This is a genomic window from Cupriavidus alkaliphilus (assembly GCF_014191175.1).
GTDB lineage: Bacteria > Pseudomonadota > Gammaproteobacteria > Burkholderiales > Burkholderiaceae > Cupriavidus > Cupriavidus alkaliphilus.
Window position 1 is genome coordinate 1029231 of record NZ_JACHWE010000001.1, and the last position, 15417, is coordinate 1044647.

Sequence of the window (15417 nt, forward strand, 5' to 3'; positions counted from 1 at the left end):
GCCAAAAAAAAGGGGCAGCCTTGGCTGCCCCTTTTCATCAGGTCCGGGCGCAATCAGGCGCCATGCCAGGGCAGGCCGCGCACGCACCAGCCCTCGACGGTCTTGCGGTGGTGGTGATCGTCGCGGTTGCCCTCGAAACCTTCGAGCACGTCCATGGCGAAGTGGTAGCCGGCCTCGGTGGCCACCCGCGCCGCATGCTTGGAGCGCGCCGCGCTGCGGCACAGGAACAGCACCGGCACGTCGGACGGCACGCGTGCGCGCAGTTCCTCGATAAAGCGCGCGTTCTGCGCGCCGCCCGGGTAGGACATCCATTCGACATGGGCGAATTGCGCGTCGGGCACGTCGACGCCGCCGACCCAGTCCAGCTCGGCCTGCGTGCGCACGTCCACCAGCACGGCGGAAGGGTCGTTCTGCAGCAGGGCATAGGCTTCCTGCGGCGACAGCGCGCCGAAGTACGGCAACTGGTTTTGTTCCTGGCGCTGGCGGGCGGCCTGGAGGAGATCTTCTCGGGTGGTCATCGGCGTGACAAATTGAATGGGTGGAATCGTGGCGCAAGGGCCGCAACCCGTTATTCTATAGCGCCGCGGTAGCGGGGCGGTGGCTGCGCTGGCCGGGAGGGCCCGGAAAGCGCCGCCGCAGGGCGAAAGTGGATCGATTTTGGTGCGAATGCACTAAGACGGTGCTGCCGCTTGAAGTTTGCACCATGATGGTGTTCCATGACGCAGGCAACCTTGGTTGCGCGTGTCGCGTGAGCGCCACATGGCCCCCGGCCCCGCTGGACGGCGTTTTCGTTGCCGGCCAGCATGGTGCGCGATTCGCCGGAGTTGCACAATTTTCGGGCCCGGCGCCGCGCGGGACGTTTGGTTGGCACGCTTTCTGCTAACATCCGTCGTCCTTTCGCGGCGAGGCCAGTCAGGCGCGGCAACGATGCAGCGGCGCCGCTGGCGACAGTCCCAAGAATTGGCTTTCACAGACATTTGCCGAATACCCAGGAGATTGGCATGGCCCACAGCGTTGCAGACGTGATGAAGCTGGTGAAGGAAAACGACGTCAAGTTCGTCGATTTCCGCTTCACCGATACCAAAGGCAAGGAGCAACACGTGTCCGTGCCTGTGTCGCACTTCGATGAAGACAAGTTCGAGAGCGGCCACGCTTTCGACGGCTCGTCGATCGCCGGCTGGAAGGGTATCGAAGCTTCGGACATGCTGCTGATGCCGGATTCGAACACGGCTCACATCGACCCGTTCTATGAAGAGCCGACGCTGGTGCTGTCGTGCGACGTGATCGAGCCGTCGGATGGCAAGGGCTATGACCGCGACCCGCGTTCGATCGCCAAGCGCGCCGAAGCCTACCTGAAGAGCACCGGCCTGGGCGATACCGCCTTCTTCGGTCCGGAACCCGAATTCTTCATCTTCGACGGCGTGACCTGGAACGTCGACATGCAAGGCTGCTTCGTGAAGATTCACTCCGAAGAAGCTCCGTGGTCGTCGGCCAAGGAATTCGAGCATGGCAACAGCGGCCACCGTCCGGGCAAGAAGGGCGGCTACTTCCCGGTTGCCCCGATCGACACCTTCCAGGACATGCGTTCGGAGATGTGCCTGATCCTGGAATCGCTGGGCATCCCCGTTGAAGTCCACCACCACGAAGTGGCTGGCCAGGGCCAGAACGAAATCGGCACCAAGTTCAGCACGCTGGTGCAGCGCGCCGACTGGACCCAGCTGCAGAAGTACGTGATCCAGAACGTCGCCCACACCTACGGCAAGACCGCGACCTTCATGCCGAAGCCCATCGTCGGCGACAACGGCTCGGGCATGCACGTGCACCAGTCGGTGTGGAAGGACGGCCAGAACCTGTTCGCTGGCAACGGCTACGCCGGCCTGTCGGAATTCGCGCTGTACTACATCGGCGGCATCATCAAGCACGCCCGCGCGCTGAACGCCATCACCAACCCGGGCACGAACTCGTACAAGCGCCTGGTGCCGGGCTTCGAGGCTCCGGTCAAGCTGGCCTACTCGGCCCGCAACCGTTCGGCTTCGATCCGTATCCCGTATGTGGCCAACCCGAAGGGCCGCCGCATCGAGACCCGCTTCCCGGATCCGCTGATGAACCCGTACCTGGGCTTCTCGGCGCTGCTGATGGCCGGCCTGGACGGCGTGATGAACAAGATCCACCCGGGCGAAGCCGCCGACAAGAACCTGTACGACCTGCCGCCGGAAGAGGATGCAAAGATCCCGACCGTCTGCTCGAGCCTGGACCAGTCGCTGGAGTACCTGGACAACGACCGCGAGTTCCTGACCCGCGGCGGCGTGTTCTCGAACTCGATGATCGATGCCTACATCGAACTGAAGATGGAAGAAGTCACGCGCTTCCGCATGACCACGCACCCGGTCGAGTTCGAAATGTACTACTCGCTGTAAGCGGCCCTTTGCCCGGCCCTTCTCCGGCCATCACGCGGGTTGTGACCGGGCAACAGTTGCACCACAAGGGGGCGGCTTCGGCTGTCCCTTTTTGCTTTGCTCGCTAGAATGGGGAATCCGATTCTGTCCCGATCCACTCCCGTTCTAACCTGACGCCACGCCATGGATGCCTTTTCCCGCACGGCCCGCCGGACTCATGCCATGCCCCGTTCCGTGCACCAAATCCGACGCCGATTCCCCGTTCTGGTGAGCGCCGCGGCGCTGGTACTGGGCGCGTGGGCAGGGCCGTCGCTGGCGCAGTCCTCGGATGTCTATGTCTGCACCGGGCCAAACGGCGTGCCGGAGTACCGCAACGGCAATGCCGGCAAGGGCTGCAAGAAGCTGAACCTGCCCGAGGTCGTGACCGTGCCGGGCGGGCGCATTGCCGCACCGGCCAAGAGTGCCGGCAGCAGCGCCACCACCGCCGCCAGCACCGGTTTCCCGCGCGTGGACAGCGCCACCCAGCGCAGCCGCGACAGCGAGCGCCGCACCGTGCTGACGCAGGAGTTGCAGGCCGAGGAGGCCAAGCTGCAGGGGCTGCGCGCCGAATACAACAACGGCCAGCCGGAGCGCCAGGGCAATGAGCGCAACTACCAGAAATACCTCGACCGCACCGCGGCGCTGCGCGACGACATTGCCCGCAGCGAGGCCAACGCGGCGTCGCTGCGGCGCGAGCTCGGCAACCTGAAGGACTAGTCTTATGCGTCGCCTGATTCGCGGAGTCTCACGCAAGGCCGGCAATGCCGACGGCGCGCGGGCCGAGCCGCCCGCGGCGGAGCCGGCACCGTCCGAAACCGGCGCGCGCGTGCTCAGCATCGGCGCGGCGGCGTTCCATGCCGGCCTGGACGTGGTCGCCAACCCGGTGCTGCTGGTACGCCAGCCGGGGCTGCGCGTGGTCTACGCGAATGCGGCCGCCGAGGCCACCTTCGGCGTGTCGCGCAAGGGCATGGTCGAGCTGACGCTGCCCGACCTGTTCGGCAAATCGGATGAACTGCACAGCATGCTCGACACCGTGGTCACGCGGCAGTTCGACGTGCGCCGGCAGGACCTGATCCTGCATCCGCCGCTGCAGGAACCGATCCATGTGCACGTGGTGATCGCCGCGCTCGAGGCGGTCGGCGACACCGTGGTGGTCGAGATCCTGCCCAACGAGCAGAAGGTGCGCAGCGACCGCGAAGAGCGCATCCTGGACCTGACCTCGGCCAACAAGGAGCTGATCCGCAACCTCGCCCACGAGATCAAGAATCCGCTGGGCGGCATCCGCGGCGCGGCGCAGCTGCTGGAATTCGAGCTTCCCGAGCGCTCGCTGCGCGAATACACCCAGGTCATCATCAAGGAGTCGGACCGGCTGCAGACGCTGGTCGACCGGCTGCTGGAGCCGCACCGGCACCCGCATATCGTATCGAGCCTGAATATCCACGAGGTGCTCGAGCGCGTGCGCTCGGTGGTGCTGGCCGAGTTTCCGAACGGGCTCGAGATCGTGCGCGACTACGATGCCAGCCTGCCCGAGTTGCGGGGCGACATGGAGCAGCTGATCCAGGCCGTGCTCAACATCGTCCATAACGCCGCGCAGGCGCTGGCCGAACGCATCGCGCGCGGCGACGCGCAGATCGTGCTGCGCACGCGCATCGCGCGCCAGGTCACCATTGCCAAGCGCCTGTTCAAGCTGGCATTGGACTTGCATGTGATCGACAACGGCCCGGGAATCCCCGAAGACATCCGCGAACGCATTTTCTATCCGCTGGTATCGGGCAGGGATGGCGGCAGCGGACTGGGTCTCACACTCGCTCAAACCTTCGTGCAGCAGCACGAGGGCTTGATCGAATGCGAGAGCAGGCCGGGCTGTACCGACTTCCGTATCCTGCTGCCGCTGCACTAGCCTTTGCCGGCGTCCGCAAGCGCGTGCACCGACGTGGCCAGGGCATGCGGAAGACCAACTGACACCGAGCAGACAAGCGACGCACATGAAGCCGATCTGGATAGTCGACGACGATCAATCAATCCGCTGGGTCCTGGAAAAGGCCCTCGCCCGTGAAAGCCTGCTCTCGCGCAGCTTCACCAATGTGCGGGACGCGCTGGCCGCGCTGGAGGAAGACCAGCCGCAGGTGCTGATATCGGATATCCGCATGCCCGGCGGTTCCGGCCTCGACCTGCTGCAGGCGATCAAGGCGCGGCATCCGGGCCTGCCGGTCATCGTGATGACGGCGTACTCCGACCTCGACAGCGCGGTGGCGGCGTTCCAGGGAGGCGCCTTCGAATACCTGGCCAAGCCTTTCGATGTCGACAAGGCGGTCGAGCTGATCCGCCGCGCCCTGGAAGAAAGCCTGCGCGAGGAAGAAATGGACGACCGCCTGGTCGACGCGCCCGAGATCCTCGGCCAGGCGCCGGCGATGCAGGACGTGTTCCGCGCCATCGGCCGGCTGTCGCAGTCGAACGTCACGGTGATGATCACCGGCGAGTCCGGCACCGGCAAGGAGCTGGTCGCGCGCGCGCTGCACAAGCACAGCCCGCGCGCCAACGGCCCGTTTATCGCGCTCAATACCGCGGCGATACCCAAGGACCTGCTGGAGTCCGAACTGTTCGGCCACGAGCGTGGCGCCTTTACCGGTGCCCAGACCATGCGGCGCGGGCGCTTCGAGCAGGCCGAGGGCGGCACGCTGTTTCTCGATGAAATCGGCGACATGCCGTTCGACCTGCAGACCCGGCTGCTGCGCGTGCTGTCCGACGGCAACTTCTATCGCGTCGGCGGTCACAATCCGTTGCGCGCCAATGTGCGCGTGATTGCCGCCACGCACCAGAACCTGGAACTGCGCGTCAAGGAAGGGCTGTTCCGCGAGGACTTGTTCCACCGTCTGAACGTGATCCGGCTGCGCCTGCCGCCGCTGCGCGAGCGGCCGGAGGACATCACGCTGCTGGCGCGCCATTTCCTGCAGAAGAGTGCCAAGGAGCTTGGCGTCGAGCCCAAGCGCATGTCGGACGAGGCGCTGGCCTATGTCAGCACGCTGCCGTTCCCCGGCAACGTGCGCCAGCTGGAAAACCTGTGCAACTGGCTCACCGTGATGGCGCCGGCGCAGACCATCGAGGTCAAGGACCTGCCGCGCGAGATGCTGGAGGCGGGCACCAGCGAGCCGGTCAATGCACCGCGCCCGGAGCGCGCGCCCGACCTGCGGGTGGCCGAGTATGAAGGCGCCCAGGAACTGGCCGACTATGGCGGGTTTGCGGTGCCGGTGGCCGAGGCCGATACGGCCACGGTGGTGCGCGCCGCGCCGGCCGCAGCGGCAGCCCAGGCTCCGCAGCAGGCAGCGGCGGCCGCCGGATGGGAAAGCCTGCTCGCCGGCGAGGCGCGCGCGATGCTGGAAGCCGGCCAGCCCGAAGTGATGGACCTGCTGACGCGCCGGTTCGAAAAGGCGGTGCTGGAAGCCGCGCTGGGCGTCACCCGCGGCCGCCGCGTCGAAGCCGCGACCCGGCTCGGGATCGGGCGCAACACCATCACGCGCAAGCTGCAGGAGCTGGGCTTCGACTGAAGCGGGGCAGGGCACTACGGCCCTGGCCGACTCCCGTTGTTTGCTGCCCCGCTTTCTCCCTCTCCCGCCGGCGGGAGAGGGAGCAAATCTTCCCCTTGCACATGCCGCGGCACTAGCCGCGCGCTTCGATCAGCCGCTGCGCCATCTCCGCAAAACCCTCGCCCCCCGCGGCCGCGGTGATGTAAGCCGGGGGCACCGGCAGCTGCGGCAGGATATCGCGCACATTGGCCACGCCCACCGACAGCGGGAAATGCGCAAACATCGACGCATCGTTGGCCGAATCCCCGATAAACAGCCACTGGTCGCGCCGCGCGTCCACGTCCTCGCCCAGCAGCTCGGCCACGCACAGCTTGCTCATCGACAGCTTGTCATGCTGGCCGAACCAGCCGTTGACATGGATCGAGCTGACGGTGGCGGTCATGCCGGCCTCGCGCATCAGCTCCGCAATGCGCGCCACGGCGTCCTCGGGCAGCGGCACCACGTCCTCGGCATGGTCGATGGCCAGGTCGGCGGCATGCCAGGCCTGGTCGGAAGCCAGCGCGCAGCCGGGTACCTCGCGCACGATGCGCTGCCCCAACGCTTGGATGCGCTCGAGGTTGCGTGCGCGCGTGGCCGCATCGTCGAGGAAGCGGGTCTGCAGCCGGCCGTTGTGCAGGTGCGAATAGAACGCGCCGTTCTCGCCGATGATGGCATCGACCGGCCATAGCCGCGTCAGGATCTCGGCCCACGCGATGCAGCGCCCGGTCACCGGGATCACATGCAGGCCGGCCCGGCGCAGCCCATCCAGGGCCAGGTAGGTCGAGGCCGGCAGCCGGCCGTCGGTGGTCAGGGTGCCGTCGATATCGGTCAGCACGCCGCGCACGTTGCGCAGCGCCGTATTAGAGAGCTTGTTCAGGGATTGCATGGCGGGCCATTGTAACCGTGGATCTGCGGCGAAATTCGTTTATTGCACTGCAAAACGCCGCGGCACGGCCATACTGGTGAATCTGCTGATTTGCTTGCGCAGGTGCGACCGGCGTAACATGCCGCTGTCACAAAAAAATCACATGCTGTCGGATTTTCGACTGACCGCAACAAGACAAGCCAAGGAGAGCTCCGATGTCCGTATCCCGTACCGTGCTCAAACTCGCCGCGCTGGCCGCCCTGACCGGGGCCGGCAGCGCGCACGCCGCCGTTGAAATCCAGTGGTGGCACGCCATGCAGGGCGCGCTGAACGACAAGGTGAACGAGATCGCCAACAAGTTCAACGCCAGCCAGTCCGAATACAAGGTGGTGCCGGTCAACAAGGGCAATTACGACGAAACCATGGCGGCGGGCATCGCCGCCTTCCGCGCCGGCGGCGCGCCGGCGATCCTGCAGGTGTTCGAGGTCGGCACCGCCACCATGATGAGCGCCAAGGGCGCGATCAAGCCGGTGTCGACGGTGATGAAGGACGCCGGCGAGAAGTTCGACCAGAAGGCCTACATCCCGGCCGTGGCGGGCTACTACACCTCGTCCAAGGGCGAGATGCTGTCGTTCCCGTTCAACAGCTCGACCACGGTGTTCTACTACAACAAGGACGCCTTCAAGAAGGCGGGCCTGGATCCGGAAAAGCCGCCCAAGACCTGGCCCGAGGTGATGCAGTACTCGGCCAAGCTCAAGGCCTCGGGCACCAACTGCGCCTATACCACCGACTGGCAGGGCTGGGTCCATCTTGAGAGCTTCTCGGCCTGGCACAACACGCTGTACGCCACCAAGAACAACGGCTTCGGCGGCACCGATACGCGCCTGATCTTCAACAGCCCGCTGCACGTCAAGCACGTCACCAACCTGCAGGACATGGTGAAGAAGGGCTACTTCAGCTATGGCGGGCGCAAGGCCGAATCGCAGGCCAAGTTCTACAACGGCGAATGCGCCATGTTCACCGGCTCGTCGGCGTCGCTGGCCAATATCCGCAAGAACGCCAAGTTCGCGTTCGCGGTGGCGCAGCTGCCGTACTACCCGGACGTGCAGGGCGCGCCGCAGAACACCATCATCGGCGGCGCCTCGCTGTGGGTGATGGGCGGCAAGAAGCCTGAAGAGTACAAGGGCGTCGCCAAGTTCTTCAATTACCTGTCGCGCCCGGAGATCCAGTCTGACTGGCACCAGGCCACCGGCTACCTGCCGGTGACCATGGCCGCCTACGAGGCCACCAAGAAATCGGGCTACTACGACAAGAACCCCGGTGCCGACGTCTCGGTGCAGCAGATGGTGGTCAAGACCACCGACAAGTCGCGCGGCGTGCGCCTGGGCAATATGGTGCAGATCCGTACCGTGGTGGATGAAGAGCTGGAGGCCGTCTGGGCCGGCAAGAAGGAGCCCAAGGCGGCGCTGGACTCGGCCGTGGCACGCGGCAACGACTTGCTGGAGCGCTTCCAGAAGACCGCGCGCGAATAATGCGCAGGGCCTTGCCAGCAGGCTGACGTGACAGGCGGGCGGCGGCGAAACCTCCGCCCGCTTGCTTTGTGGCCGGCCCCGATCAGGGCCGGCCGCCGCTTCGTACCTGATCCGTACCTTGTCCGATGCCGCCATCCGCAGCATCCGCCGGAATCCGTTCATGGAAAAACGCGTCGTGTTCCGCTCGCCGTGGCTGCCGTATCTGCTGGTGTTGCCGCAGATCGCGATCACGCTGATCTTCTTTTTCCTGCCCGCCGGGCAGGCCCTGTACCAGTCGATGCTGCAGCAGGATGCCTTCGGCATCAACCTGGAGTTCGTCGGCCTGGACAACTTCCGCATGCTGTGGAACGACCCGCTCTATGTCGAGTCGTTCCAGATCACCGCCATCTTTGCCGTGGGCGTAACGGTGGTGGGGCTGACCACCGCACTGGCGCTGGCCTATTTTGCCGACCGCGTGATCCGCGGCGCGGTGGGCTACAAGACCCTGCTGATCTGGCCGTATGCGGTGGCGCCGGCGGTGGCGGGCGTGCTGTGGATGTTCATGTTCAACCCGACCCTCGGGGTGGTGTCGTTTGCGCTGCGCAAGCTCGGCGTCGAATGGAACTTCCTGCTCAATGGCAACCAGGCCTTGCTGCTGGTGGTGCTGGCCGCGGCCTGGAAGCAGATCAGCTACAACTTCCTGTTCTTCCTGGCCGGGTTGCAAAGCATCCCGCGCTCCCTGATCGAAGCCGCCGCCATCGACGGCGCGGGCCCGTGGCGCCGGTTCTGGTCGATCGTGTTCCCGCTGCTGTCGCCGACCACCTTCTTCCTGATGGTGATCAACGTGGTGTACGCGTTCTTCGACACGTTTGCCATCATCGACGCGGTCACGCATGGGGGCCCGTTCAACTCGACCAACACGCTGGTCTACAAGGTCTTCCATGACGGCTTCCGCGGCATGGACATCGGCGGCTCGGCCGCGCAGTCGGTGGTGCTGATGGTGATCGTGATTGCGCTGACCGTGGTGCAGTTCCGTTATGTGGAACGCAAGGTCCAGTACTGACAGAGGCAACCATGGTAGAACGTCGTCCTTTCCTCGATTTCCTGACCCACGCGGTGCTGATCCTCGGCATCGTCATCGTGGTGTTCCCGGTGTACCTGACCTTCGTCGCGTCGACGCTGACCGCCGAAGAAGTGCTCGACGCGCCGATGACGCTGATCCCCGGCAGCCACCTGATCGACAACTATCGCACCGTGCTGTTCCAGGGCGTGGGCGAGGCCGCCTCGCCGGTCTCGACCATGATGAAGAACAGCCTGATCATGGCGCTGGGCATTGCGCTGGGCAAGATCGCGATCTCGATCATCTCGGCCTTTGCCATCGTCTATTTCAAGTTCCCCCTGCGCAAGACCTTCTTCTGGCTGATCTTCATCACGCTGATGCTGCCGGTGGAGGTGCGGATCCTGCCGACCTACAAGGTGGTGTCGGACCTCGGGCTGCTCGACAGCTACTTCGGGCTGACCATTCCAATCATCGCGTCGGCGACCGCGACCTTCCTGTTCCGCCAGTTCTTCCTGACGATTCCCGATGAACTCGCGGAAGCGGCGCGCATCGACGGCGCGGGGCCGCTGCGCTTTTTCTGGGACGTGGTGCTGCCGCTGTCGCGCACCAGCATCGCCGCGCTGTTCGTGATCCAGTTCATCTACGGCTGGAACCAGTACCTGTGGCCGCTGCTGATCACCACGCAGAAGTCGATGACGCCGGTGGTGGTGGGCGTGACGCAGATGATCTCGCGCTCGGGCGACGCCGCCACCGACTGGAACCTGGTGATGGCCACGGTGATGCTGGCGATGATCCCGCCCGCGGTGGTGGTGGTGCTGATGCAGAAGTGGTTCGTCAAGGGCCTGGTCGAAACCGAGAAATAAGCGGAACACAATGGCAAAACTGTCACTACGCAACGTTCAGAAAACCTACGCCGGCGGCGCCCAGGTCGTGCATGGCATCGACATGGAGATCCGCGACGGCGAGTTCATCGTCATCGTCGGGCCCTCGGGCTGCGGCAAGTCCACGCTGCTGCGCATGGTGGCCGGGCTGGAAACCATCACCGGCGGCGAGATCCATATCGGCGACAAGGTGGTCAACCAGCTGGAGCCGGCCGAGCGCGATATCGCCATGGTGTTCCAGAACTACGCGCTGTACCCGCATATGAGCGTGTACGACAACATGGCCTACGGCCTGAAAATCCGCGGCATGGGCAAGGCCGAGATCGCGCAGCGCGTCAACCACGCCGCCGGCATTCTCGAGCTGGCGCCGCTGCTCGAGCGCAAGCCGCGCCAGCTCTCCGGCGGGCAGCGCCAGCGCGTCGCCATGGGCCGCGCCATCGTGCGCGAGCCGGCGGTGTTCCTGTTCGACGAGCCGCTGTCCAACCTCGACGCCAAGCTGCGGGTGCAGATGCGGCTGGAACTGAAGGAGTTGCACCGGCGCCTGGGCACCACCAGCCTCTATGTGACGCACGACCAGGTCGAGGCCATGACGCTGGCAGACCGCATGATGGTGCTCAACGCCGGGCGGGTCGAGCAGATCGGTACGCCGCTGGAAGTCTACGCACGGCCGGCCAGCACCTTCGTGGCCGGCTTTATCGGCTCGCCGCCGATGAACCTGATCCCGGTGGTGCGCAATGCCGGCGGCGACACTGGCGCGCAGATGCGCGTGGTGGCGAAGGAGGGCGAAGCCGCCAATGCCACGCTCGGCCACCTGCCGATGGGGCTGCACCTGCCGGAACAGGCGCTGCTGGGGCTGCGCCCGGAGCATATCGAGCCGTGCGCCGCGCATGAGGCGATCGCCGAGGTCGATGTGCGCGTGGTCGAGGCGCTGGGCGCGGATTCCTTCGCCTATGGCTCGCTCGGCGGGCAGGCCGTGGTGGTGCGGCTGGACAGCCATGCGCGCGTGCGCGCCGGCGACCGCCTGCCGGTGACCTCGTCGGCCGAGCACCTGCATTTCTTTGCGCCGGACACCGGCAAGCGCATCGAGGCCTGACATGACCACGGCAACCGACCATCCCTGGCGCTATCCCAGCCACATTGCGCACCGCGGCGCCGGCAAGCTGGCGCCGGAGAACACACTGGCGGCGCTCCGCCATGGCGCCGGCTTTGGCTACCGCATGTTCGAGTTCGATGTGAAGCTGTCGGCCGACGGCAAGCCGGTGCTGATGCACGATGCCACCCTGGACCGCACCACCAGCGGCCAGGGCAGGGTGGATGCGCTGACGCTGGGCGAACTTGCGCTGCTCGACGCCGGCAGCTGGCACGGCCCGGCCTTCGCCGGCGAGCCGGTGCCGACGCTGGCGGCGATCGCGCGCTACACCCGCGCCAACGGCTTCCAGGTCAATATCGAGATCAAGCCGGTGCCGGGCACCGAGGCGCGCACCGGCGCCGCCGTGGCCCTCGATGCCCAGTCGCTGTGGGCCGGCGCCGAGGTGCCGCCGCTGCTGTCCTCGTTTTCGGAAGAGGCGCTTGCCACTGCGGCGCATGTCGCGCCCGGCCTGCCGCGCGCGCTGCTGCTGGACAAGCTACCGGGTGACTGGCTGGAGCGGGTGCGCCGGCTCGGCTGCGTCGCGCTCGATGCCAACCATCGCGAGCTGGATGCCGGCGTGATTGCCGCCGCACATGCGGCCGGCCTGCGCGTGCTGGCCTACACCGTCAATGATCCGGCGCGGGCGGCGCAGTTGCTGGAATGGGGGCTCGATGGGGTGATTACCGACGCCGTCGACCAGATTGCTCCTTGATCCAGATTGTTGTGAGGCTGTTGCGAATTCGCTGAACGCGGCTGGAATTGTCGCGCGGTTGTGTTTCGTATCGCGAAAAGTCCACATTGATCAAACGCAATCCGTGCTATCCTTACCGCCGTGAAGACTTAAGGTCCTTCCCCGCACAACTTGCCCTTTCGGGCCTTGTGAGGCGGCCATCACATGCGGCACCCTGGTGGTGCCGTTTGCGTAAGTGCCTCCCCTGGCTCCCAAGAGTTGTTTGCGATCCGCTAACCGGTCAAGCCGTGTCGCGGAAGGTTGAATAACCCGCTGAACTCCGGCAGACCCGGAGAAAAGTGAGCGTCCCATGATGCAGCAGTATCAGAGCAATTCGTACCTCTTCGGCGGTAACGCCCCCTATGTCGAAGAACTGTACGAAGCCTACCTCCAGAACCCCGCCTCGGTTCCCGACAATTGGCGCGCGTATTTCGACGCCATGCAGAACGTTCCCGCCGTCGACGGCTCGAACGGCCGGGATATCGCCCACGCTCCCATCGTTGCCTCGTTCGCCGAGCGCGCCAAGCAAGGCCCCATCCGCACCATCGTTGCATCGGCCGATTCCGATATGGGCCGCAAGCGCGTCGCCGCCACGCAGCTGATCGCCGCCTACCGCAACATCGGTTCGCACTGGGCCGACCTGGACCCGCTCAAGCGCCAGGAGCGTCCGCCCCTGCCGGATCTGGACCCGGCCTTCTACGGTTTTTCCGAAGCCGATCTCGATATCGTCTTCAACGCCAGCAATACCTACTTCGGCAAGGAGTCGATGAGCCTGCGCGAGCTGCTCAACAACCTGCGCGAAACGTACTGCGGCACCATCGGCTTCGAATTCATGTACGTGAGCGACCAGGCGCAGAAGCGCTGGTGGCAGGAGCGCCTGGAAACCACGCGTTCCAAGCCGGTGTTCACGCTGGAAAAGAAGAAGCACATCCTTGACCGCCTGACCGCGGCCGAAGGCCTCGAGCGCTTCCTGCACACCAAGTATGTCGGCCAGAAGCGCTTCTCGCTGGAAGGCGGCGAGAGCTTCATTGCTGCCATGGACGAACTGATCCAGCACGCCGGCAGCAAGGGCGTGCAGGAAATCGTGATCGGCATGGCCCACCGCGGCCGCCTGAACGTGCTGGTCAACACCCTGGGCAAGATGCCCGCCGACCTGTTCGCCGAGTTCGAAGGCAAGCACGTCGATGACCTGCCGGCCGGTGACGTCAAGTACCACAAGGGCTTCTCGAGCGATGTCTCGACCGAAGGCGGTCCGGTCCACCTGTCGCTCGCATTCAACCCGTCGCACCTCGAAATCGTCAACCCGGTGGTCGAAGGCTCGGCCAAGGCCCGCCAGGAACGCCGCGGCGAAGTCGGCCACAAGGAAGTGCTGCCGGTGCAGGTGCACGGCGACGCCGCCTTTGCCGGCCAGGGCGTGGTGATGGAGACGCTGAACCTCGCGCAGACCCGCGGCTACGGCACGGGCGGCTCGATGCACATCGTCATCAACAACCAGATCGGCTTCACCACCTCCGACCCGCGCGACGCACGCTCGACGCTGTACTGCACGGACGTGGTCAAGATGATCGAGGCCCCGGTGCTGCACGTGAATGGCGACGATCCCGAAGCCGTGGTGTACGCCATGCAGCTGGCCGTGGATTTCCGCATGGAGTTCAAGAAGGATGTCGTGGTCGACATCATCTGCTTCCGCAAGCTGGGCCACAACGAGCAGGACACGCCCGCGGTCACGCAGCCGCTGATGTACAAGAAGATCGCCCAGCACCCCGGCACGCGCAAGCTGTACGCCGACAAGCTGGCCGCGCAGAACCTGGTCCCGGCCGACTTCGGCGACGAGAAGGTCAAGGAATACCGCGCCGCGATGGACGCCGGCAAGCACACCGCCGATCCGGTGCTGTCGAACTTCAAGAACAAGTTCGCGGTCGACTGGATGCCGTTCCTGAACCGCAAGTGGACCGACGCCGCCGACACCGCCGTGCCGGTGACCGAGCTCAAGCGCCTGGCCGAACGCATCACCGCCATCCCCGAACACCTGAAGCTGCACCCGCTGGTCGAGAAGGTCGTCAAGGACCGCGCCAACATGGGTCGCGGCGACCAGCCGCTGGACTGGGGCATGGGTGAGCACCTGGCCTTCGCCTCGCTGGTGTCGTCGGGCTACCCGGTACGTATCACCGGCCAGGACGCCGGCCGCGGCACCTTCACCCACCGCCATGCCGTGCTGCACGACCAGAACCGCGAGCGCTGGGATGCCGGCAGCTACGTGCCGCTGCAGAACGTGTCGGAAAACCAGGCACCGTTCACGGTGATCGACTCGGTGCTGTCCGAAGAGGCCGTGCTCGGCTTCGAATACGGCTACTCGGCCGCCGAACCGAACGCGCTGGTGATCTGGGAAGCCCAGTTCGGCGACTTCGTCAACGGCGCCCAGGTGGTGATCGACCAGTTCATCTCGTCGGGTGAAGTGAAGTGGGGCCGTGCCTCGGGCCTGACCCTGATGCTGCCGCACGGCTACGAAGGCCAGGGTCCGGAACACAGCTCGGCCCGTATCGAGCGTTTCCTGCAACTGTGCGCGGACCACAACATGCAGGTCTGCCAGCCGACCACGCCGGCACAGATCTTCCACCTGCTGCGCCGCCAGATGATCCGCCTGTTCCGCAAGCCGCTGGTGATCATGACGCCGAAGTCGCTGCTGCGTAACAAGGACGCGGTGTCGCCGCTGTCCGACCTGGCCAAGGGCCACTTCGAGACCGTCATCGGCGACCACGAAGAACTGAATGCCGGCAAGGTCAAGCGCGTCATCATGTGCTCGGGCAAGGTCTACTACGACCTGGTCAACACGCGCAAGGAACGCGAGGCCAACGACACCGCCATCATCCGCCTGGAGCAGCTGTACCCGTTCCCGCACAAGGCGCTGGCCGCGGAACTGAAGAAGTACCCGAACGCCAACGAAATCCTGTGGTGCCAGGACGAGCCGCAGAACCAGGGCGCCTGGTTCTTCGTGCAGCACTACATCATGGAAAACATGACGGACGGCCAGAAGCTCGGTTATGCCGGTCGCCCCGCCTCGGCTTCGCCGGCGGTGGGCTACTACGCAAAGCACAACGAGCAACAGAAGGCACTGCTGGACGCGGCCTTCGCCAAGCTCAAGGGCTTTGTTCTGACCAAGTAATCAGTCGGCAGCCACGGCGGCGCGCGCAGGCGCCCCGTGGCCTCGCCAGCATCAAGACAACACGCATAACACGAGGAATT

The 15417-nt window shown here is 65.4% G+C and carries 12 protein-coding genes; 10 read left to right on the top strand and 2 right to left on the bottom strand.

The window, feature by feature from the left end; genetic code table 11:
- Positions 1–53 precede the first annotated feature (53 nt).
- Entirely contained in the window at positions 54–518 is a 465-nt protein-coding gene (locus tag FHX60_RS04890) for a rhodanese-like domain-containing protein (RefSeq protein ID WP_183282655.1), read from the bottom strand.
- Positions 519–1001: 483 nt separating this feature from the next.
- Between FHX60_RS04890 and FHX60_RS04895 the strand changes: the two genes are divergently transcribed.
- From FHX60_RS04895 to ntrC, 4 genes are all read left to right on the top strand, one after another.
- Complete coding sequence (locus tag FHX60_RS04895; protein ID WP_092309182.1) at positions 1002–2417, top strand: 3-hydroxylaminophenol mutase; 1416 nt, start codon at positions 1002–1004, stop codon at positions 2415–2417.
- A 162-nt stretch (positions 2418–2579) separates the two neighbouring features.
- Positions 2580–3152, top strand: coding sequence for a DUF4124 domain-containing protein (locus FHX60_RS04900; RefSeq protein WP_112774077.1), 573 nt, complete (start codon positions 2580–2582; stop codon positions 3150–3152).
- A 4-nt stretch (positions 3153–3156) separates the two neighbouring features.
- A complete protein-coding gene (gene glnL / locus FHX60_RS04905; protein ID WP_183282656.1) occupies positions 3157–4335 on the top strand; it encodes a nitrogen regulation protein NR(II) in 1179 nt (392 codons plus the stop codon).
- Between the two features lie 85 nt (positions 4336–4420).
- Entirely contained in the window at positions 4421–5980 is a 1560-nt protein-coding gene (gene ntrC, locus FHX60_RS04910; protein WP_112774079.1) for a nitrogen regulation protein NR(I), read from the top strand.
- 112 nt (positions 5981–6092) lie between these two features.
- Here the strand turns inward: ntrC and FHX60_RS04915 are convergent, their stop codons facing one another.
- Positions 6093–6884 (bottom strand): HAD-IIB family hydrolase, encoded by a 792-nt coding sequence (locus FHX60_RS04915; RefSeq protein ID WP_092309170.1) that lies wholly within the window; start codon positions 6882–6884, stop codon positions 6093–6095.
- 194 nt (positions 6885–7078) lie between these two features.
- On the opposite strand from FHX60_RS04915, the gene ugpB reads away from it, so the two are divergent.
- The 6 genes from ugpB to FHX60_RS04945 all read left to right on the top strand — a co-directional run bounded on the left by ugpB (position 7079) and on the right by FHX60_RS04945 (position 15337).
- On the top strand, positions 7079–8395 hold the full coding sequence (gene ugpB, locus FHX60_RS04920; RefSeq protein WP_092309167.1) for a sn-glycerol-3-phosphate ABC transporter substrate-binding protein UgpB: 1317 nt from the start codon (positions 7079–7081) through the stop codon (positions 8393–8395).
- A 160-nt stretch (positions 8396–8555) separates the two neighbouring features.
- Positions 8556–9437, top strand: coding sequence for a sn-glycerol-3-phosphate ABC transporter permease UgpA (ugpA, locus tag FHX60_RS04925; RefSeq protein WP_112774080.1), 882 nt, complete (start codon positions 8556–8558; stop codon positions 9435–9437).
- A gap of 11 nt (positions 9438–9448) precedes the next feature.
- The gene (gene ugpE, locus FHX60_RS04930) at positions 9449–10297 is read left to right on the top strand and encodes a sn-glycerol-3-phosphate ABC transporter permease UgpE (RefSeq protein ID WP_092309164.1); all 849 of its coding nucleotides are present in this window, start codon (positions 9449–9451) and stop codon (positions 10295–10297) included.
- A 10-nt stretch (positions 10298–10307) separates the two neighbouring features.
- Positions 10308–11408 (top strand): sn-glycerol-3-phosphate import ATP-binding protein UgpC, encoded by a 1101-nt coding sequence (locus FHX60_RS04935; RefSeq protein ID WP_092309161.1) that lies wholly within the window; start codon positions 10308–10310, stop codon positions 11406–11408.
- A gap of 1 nt (position 11409) precedes the next feature.
- A complete protein-coding gene (gene ugpQ, locus FHX60_RS04940; protein ID WP_183282657.1) occupies positions 11410–12156 on the top strand; it encodes a glycerophosphodiester phosphodiesterase in 747 nt (248 codons plus the stop codon).
- Between the two features lie 328 nt (positions 12157–12484).
- A complete protein-coding gene (locus FHX60_RS04945) occupies positions 12485–15337 on the top strand; it encodes a 2-oxoglutarate dehydrogenase E1 component (RefSeq protein WP_092309155.1) in 2853 nt (950 codons plus the stop codon).
- Positions 15338–15417 lie beyond the last annotated feature (80 nt).

What these genes read in the sequence shown, in the direction of transcription:
- FHX60_RS04890 (WP_183282655.1), bottom strand. Translation starts at nt 518, where the DNA reads ATGACCACCCGAGAAGATCTCCTCCAGGCCGCCCGCCAGCGCCAGGAA.
- FHX60_RS04895 (WP_092309182.1), top strand. Translation starts at nt 1,002, where the DNA reads ATGGCCCACAGCGTTGCAGACGTGATGAAGCTGGTGAAGGAAAACGAC.
- FHX60_RS04900 (WP_112774077.1), top strand. Translation starts at nt 2,580, where the DNA reads ATGGATGCCTTTTCCCGCACGGCCCGCCGGACTCATGCCATGCCCCGT.
- glnL (WP_183282656.1), top strand. Translation starts at nt 3,157, where the DNA reads ATGCGTCGCCTGATTCGCGGAGTCTCACGCAAGGCCGGCAATGCCGAC.
- ntrC (WP_112774079.1), top strand. Translation starts at nt 4,421, where the DNA reads ATGAAGCCGATCTGGATAGTCGACGACGATCAATCAATCCGCTGGGTC.
- FHX60_RS04915 (WP_092309170.1), bottom strand. Translation starts at nt 6,884, where the DNA reads ATGCAATCCCTGAACAAGCTCTCTAATACGGCGCTGCGCAACGTGCGC.
- ugpB (WP_092309167.1), top strand. Translation starts at nt 7,079, where the DNA reads ATGTCCGTATCCCGTACCGTGCTCAAACTCGCCGCGCTGGCCGCCCTG.
- ugpA (WP_112774080.1), top strand. Translation starts at nt 8,556, where the DNA reads ATGGAAAAACGCGTCGTGTTCCGCTCGCCGTGGCTGCCGTATCTGCTG.
- ugpE (WP_092309164.1), top strand. Translation starts at nt 9,449, where the DNA reads ATGGTAGAACGTCGTCCTTTCCTCGATTTCCTGACCCACGCGGTGCTG.
- FHX60_RS04935 (WP_092309161.1), top strand. Translation starts at nt 10,308, where the DNA reads ATGGCAAAACTGTCACTACGCAACGTTCAGAAAACCTACGCCGGCGGC.
- ugpQ (WP_183282657.1), top strand. Translation starts at nt 11,410, where the DNA reads ATGACCACGGCAACCGACCATCCCTGGCGCTATCCCAGCCACATTGCG.
- FHX60_RS04945 (WP_092309155.1), top strand. Translation starts at nt 12,485, where the DNA reads ATGATGCAGCAGTATCAGAGCAATTCGTACCTCTTCGGCGGTAACGCC.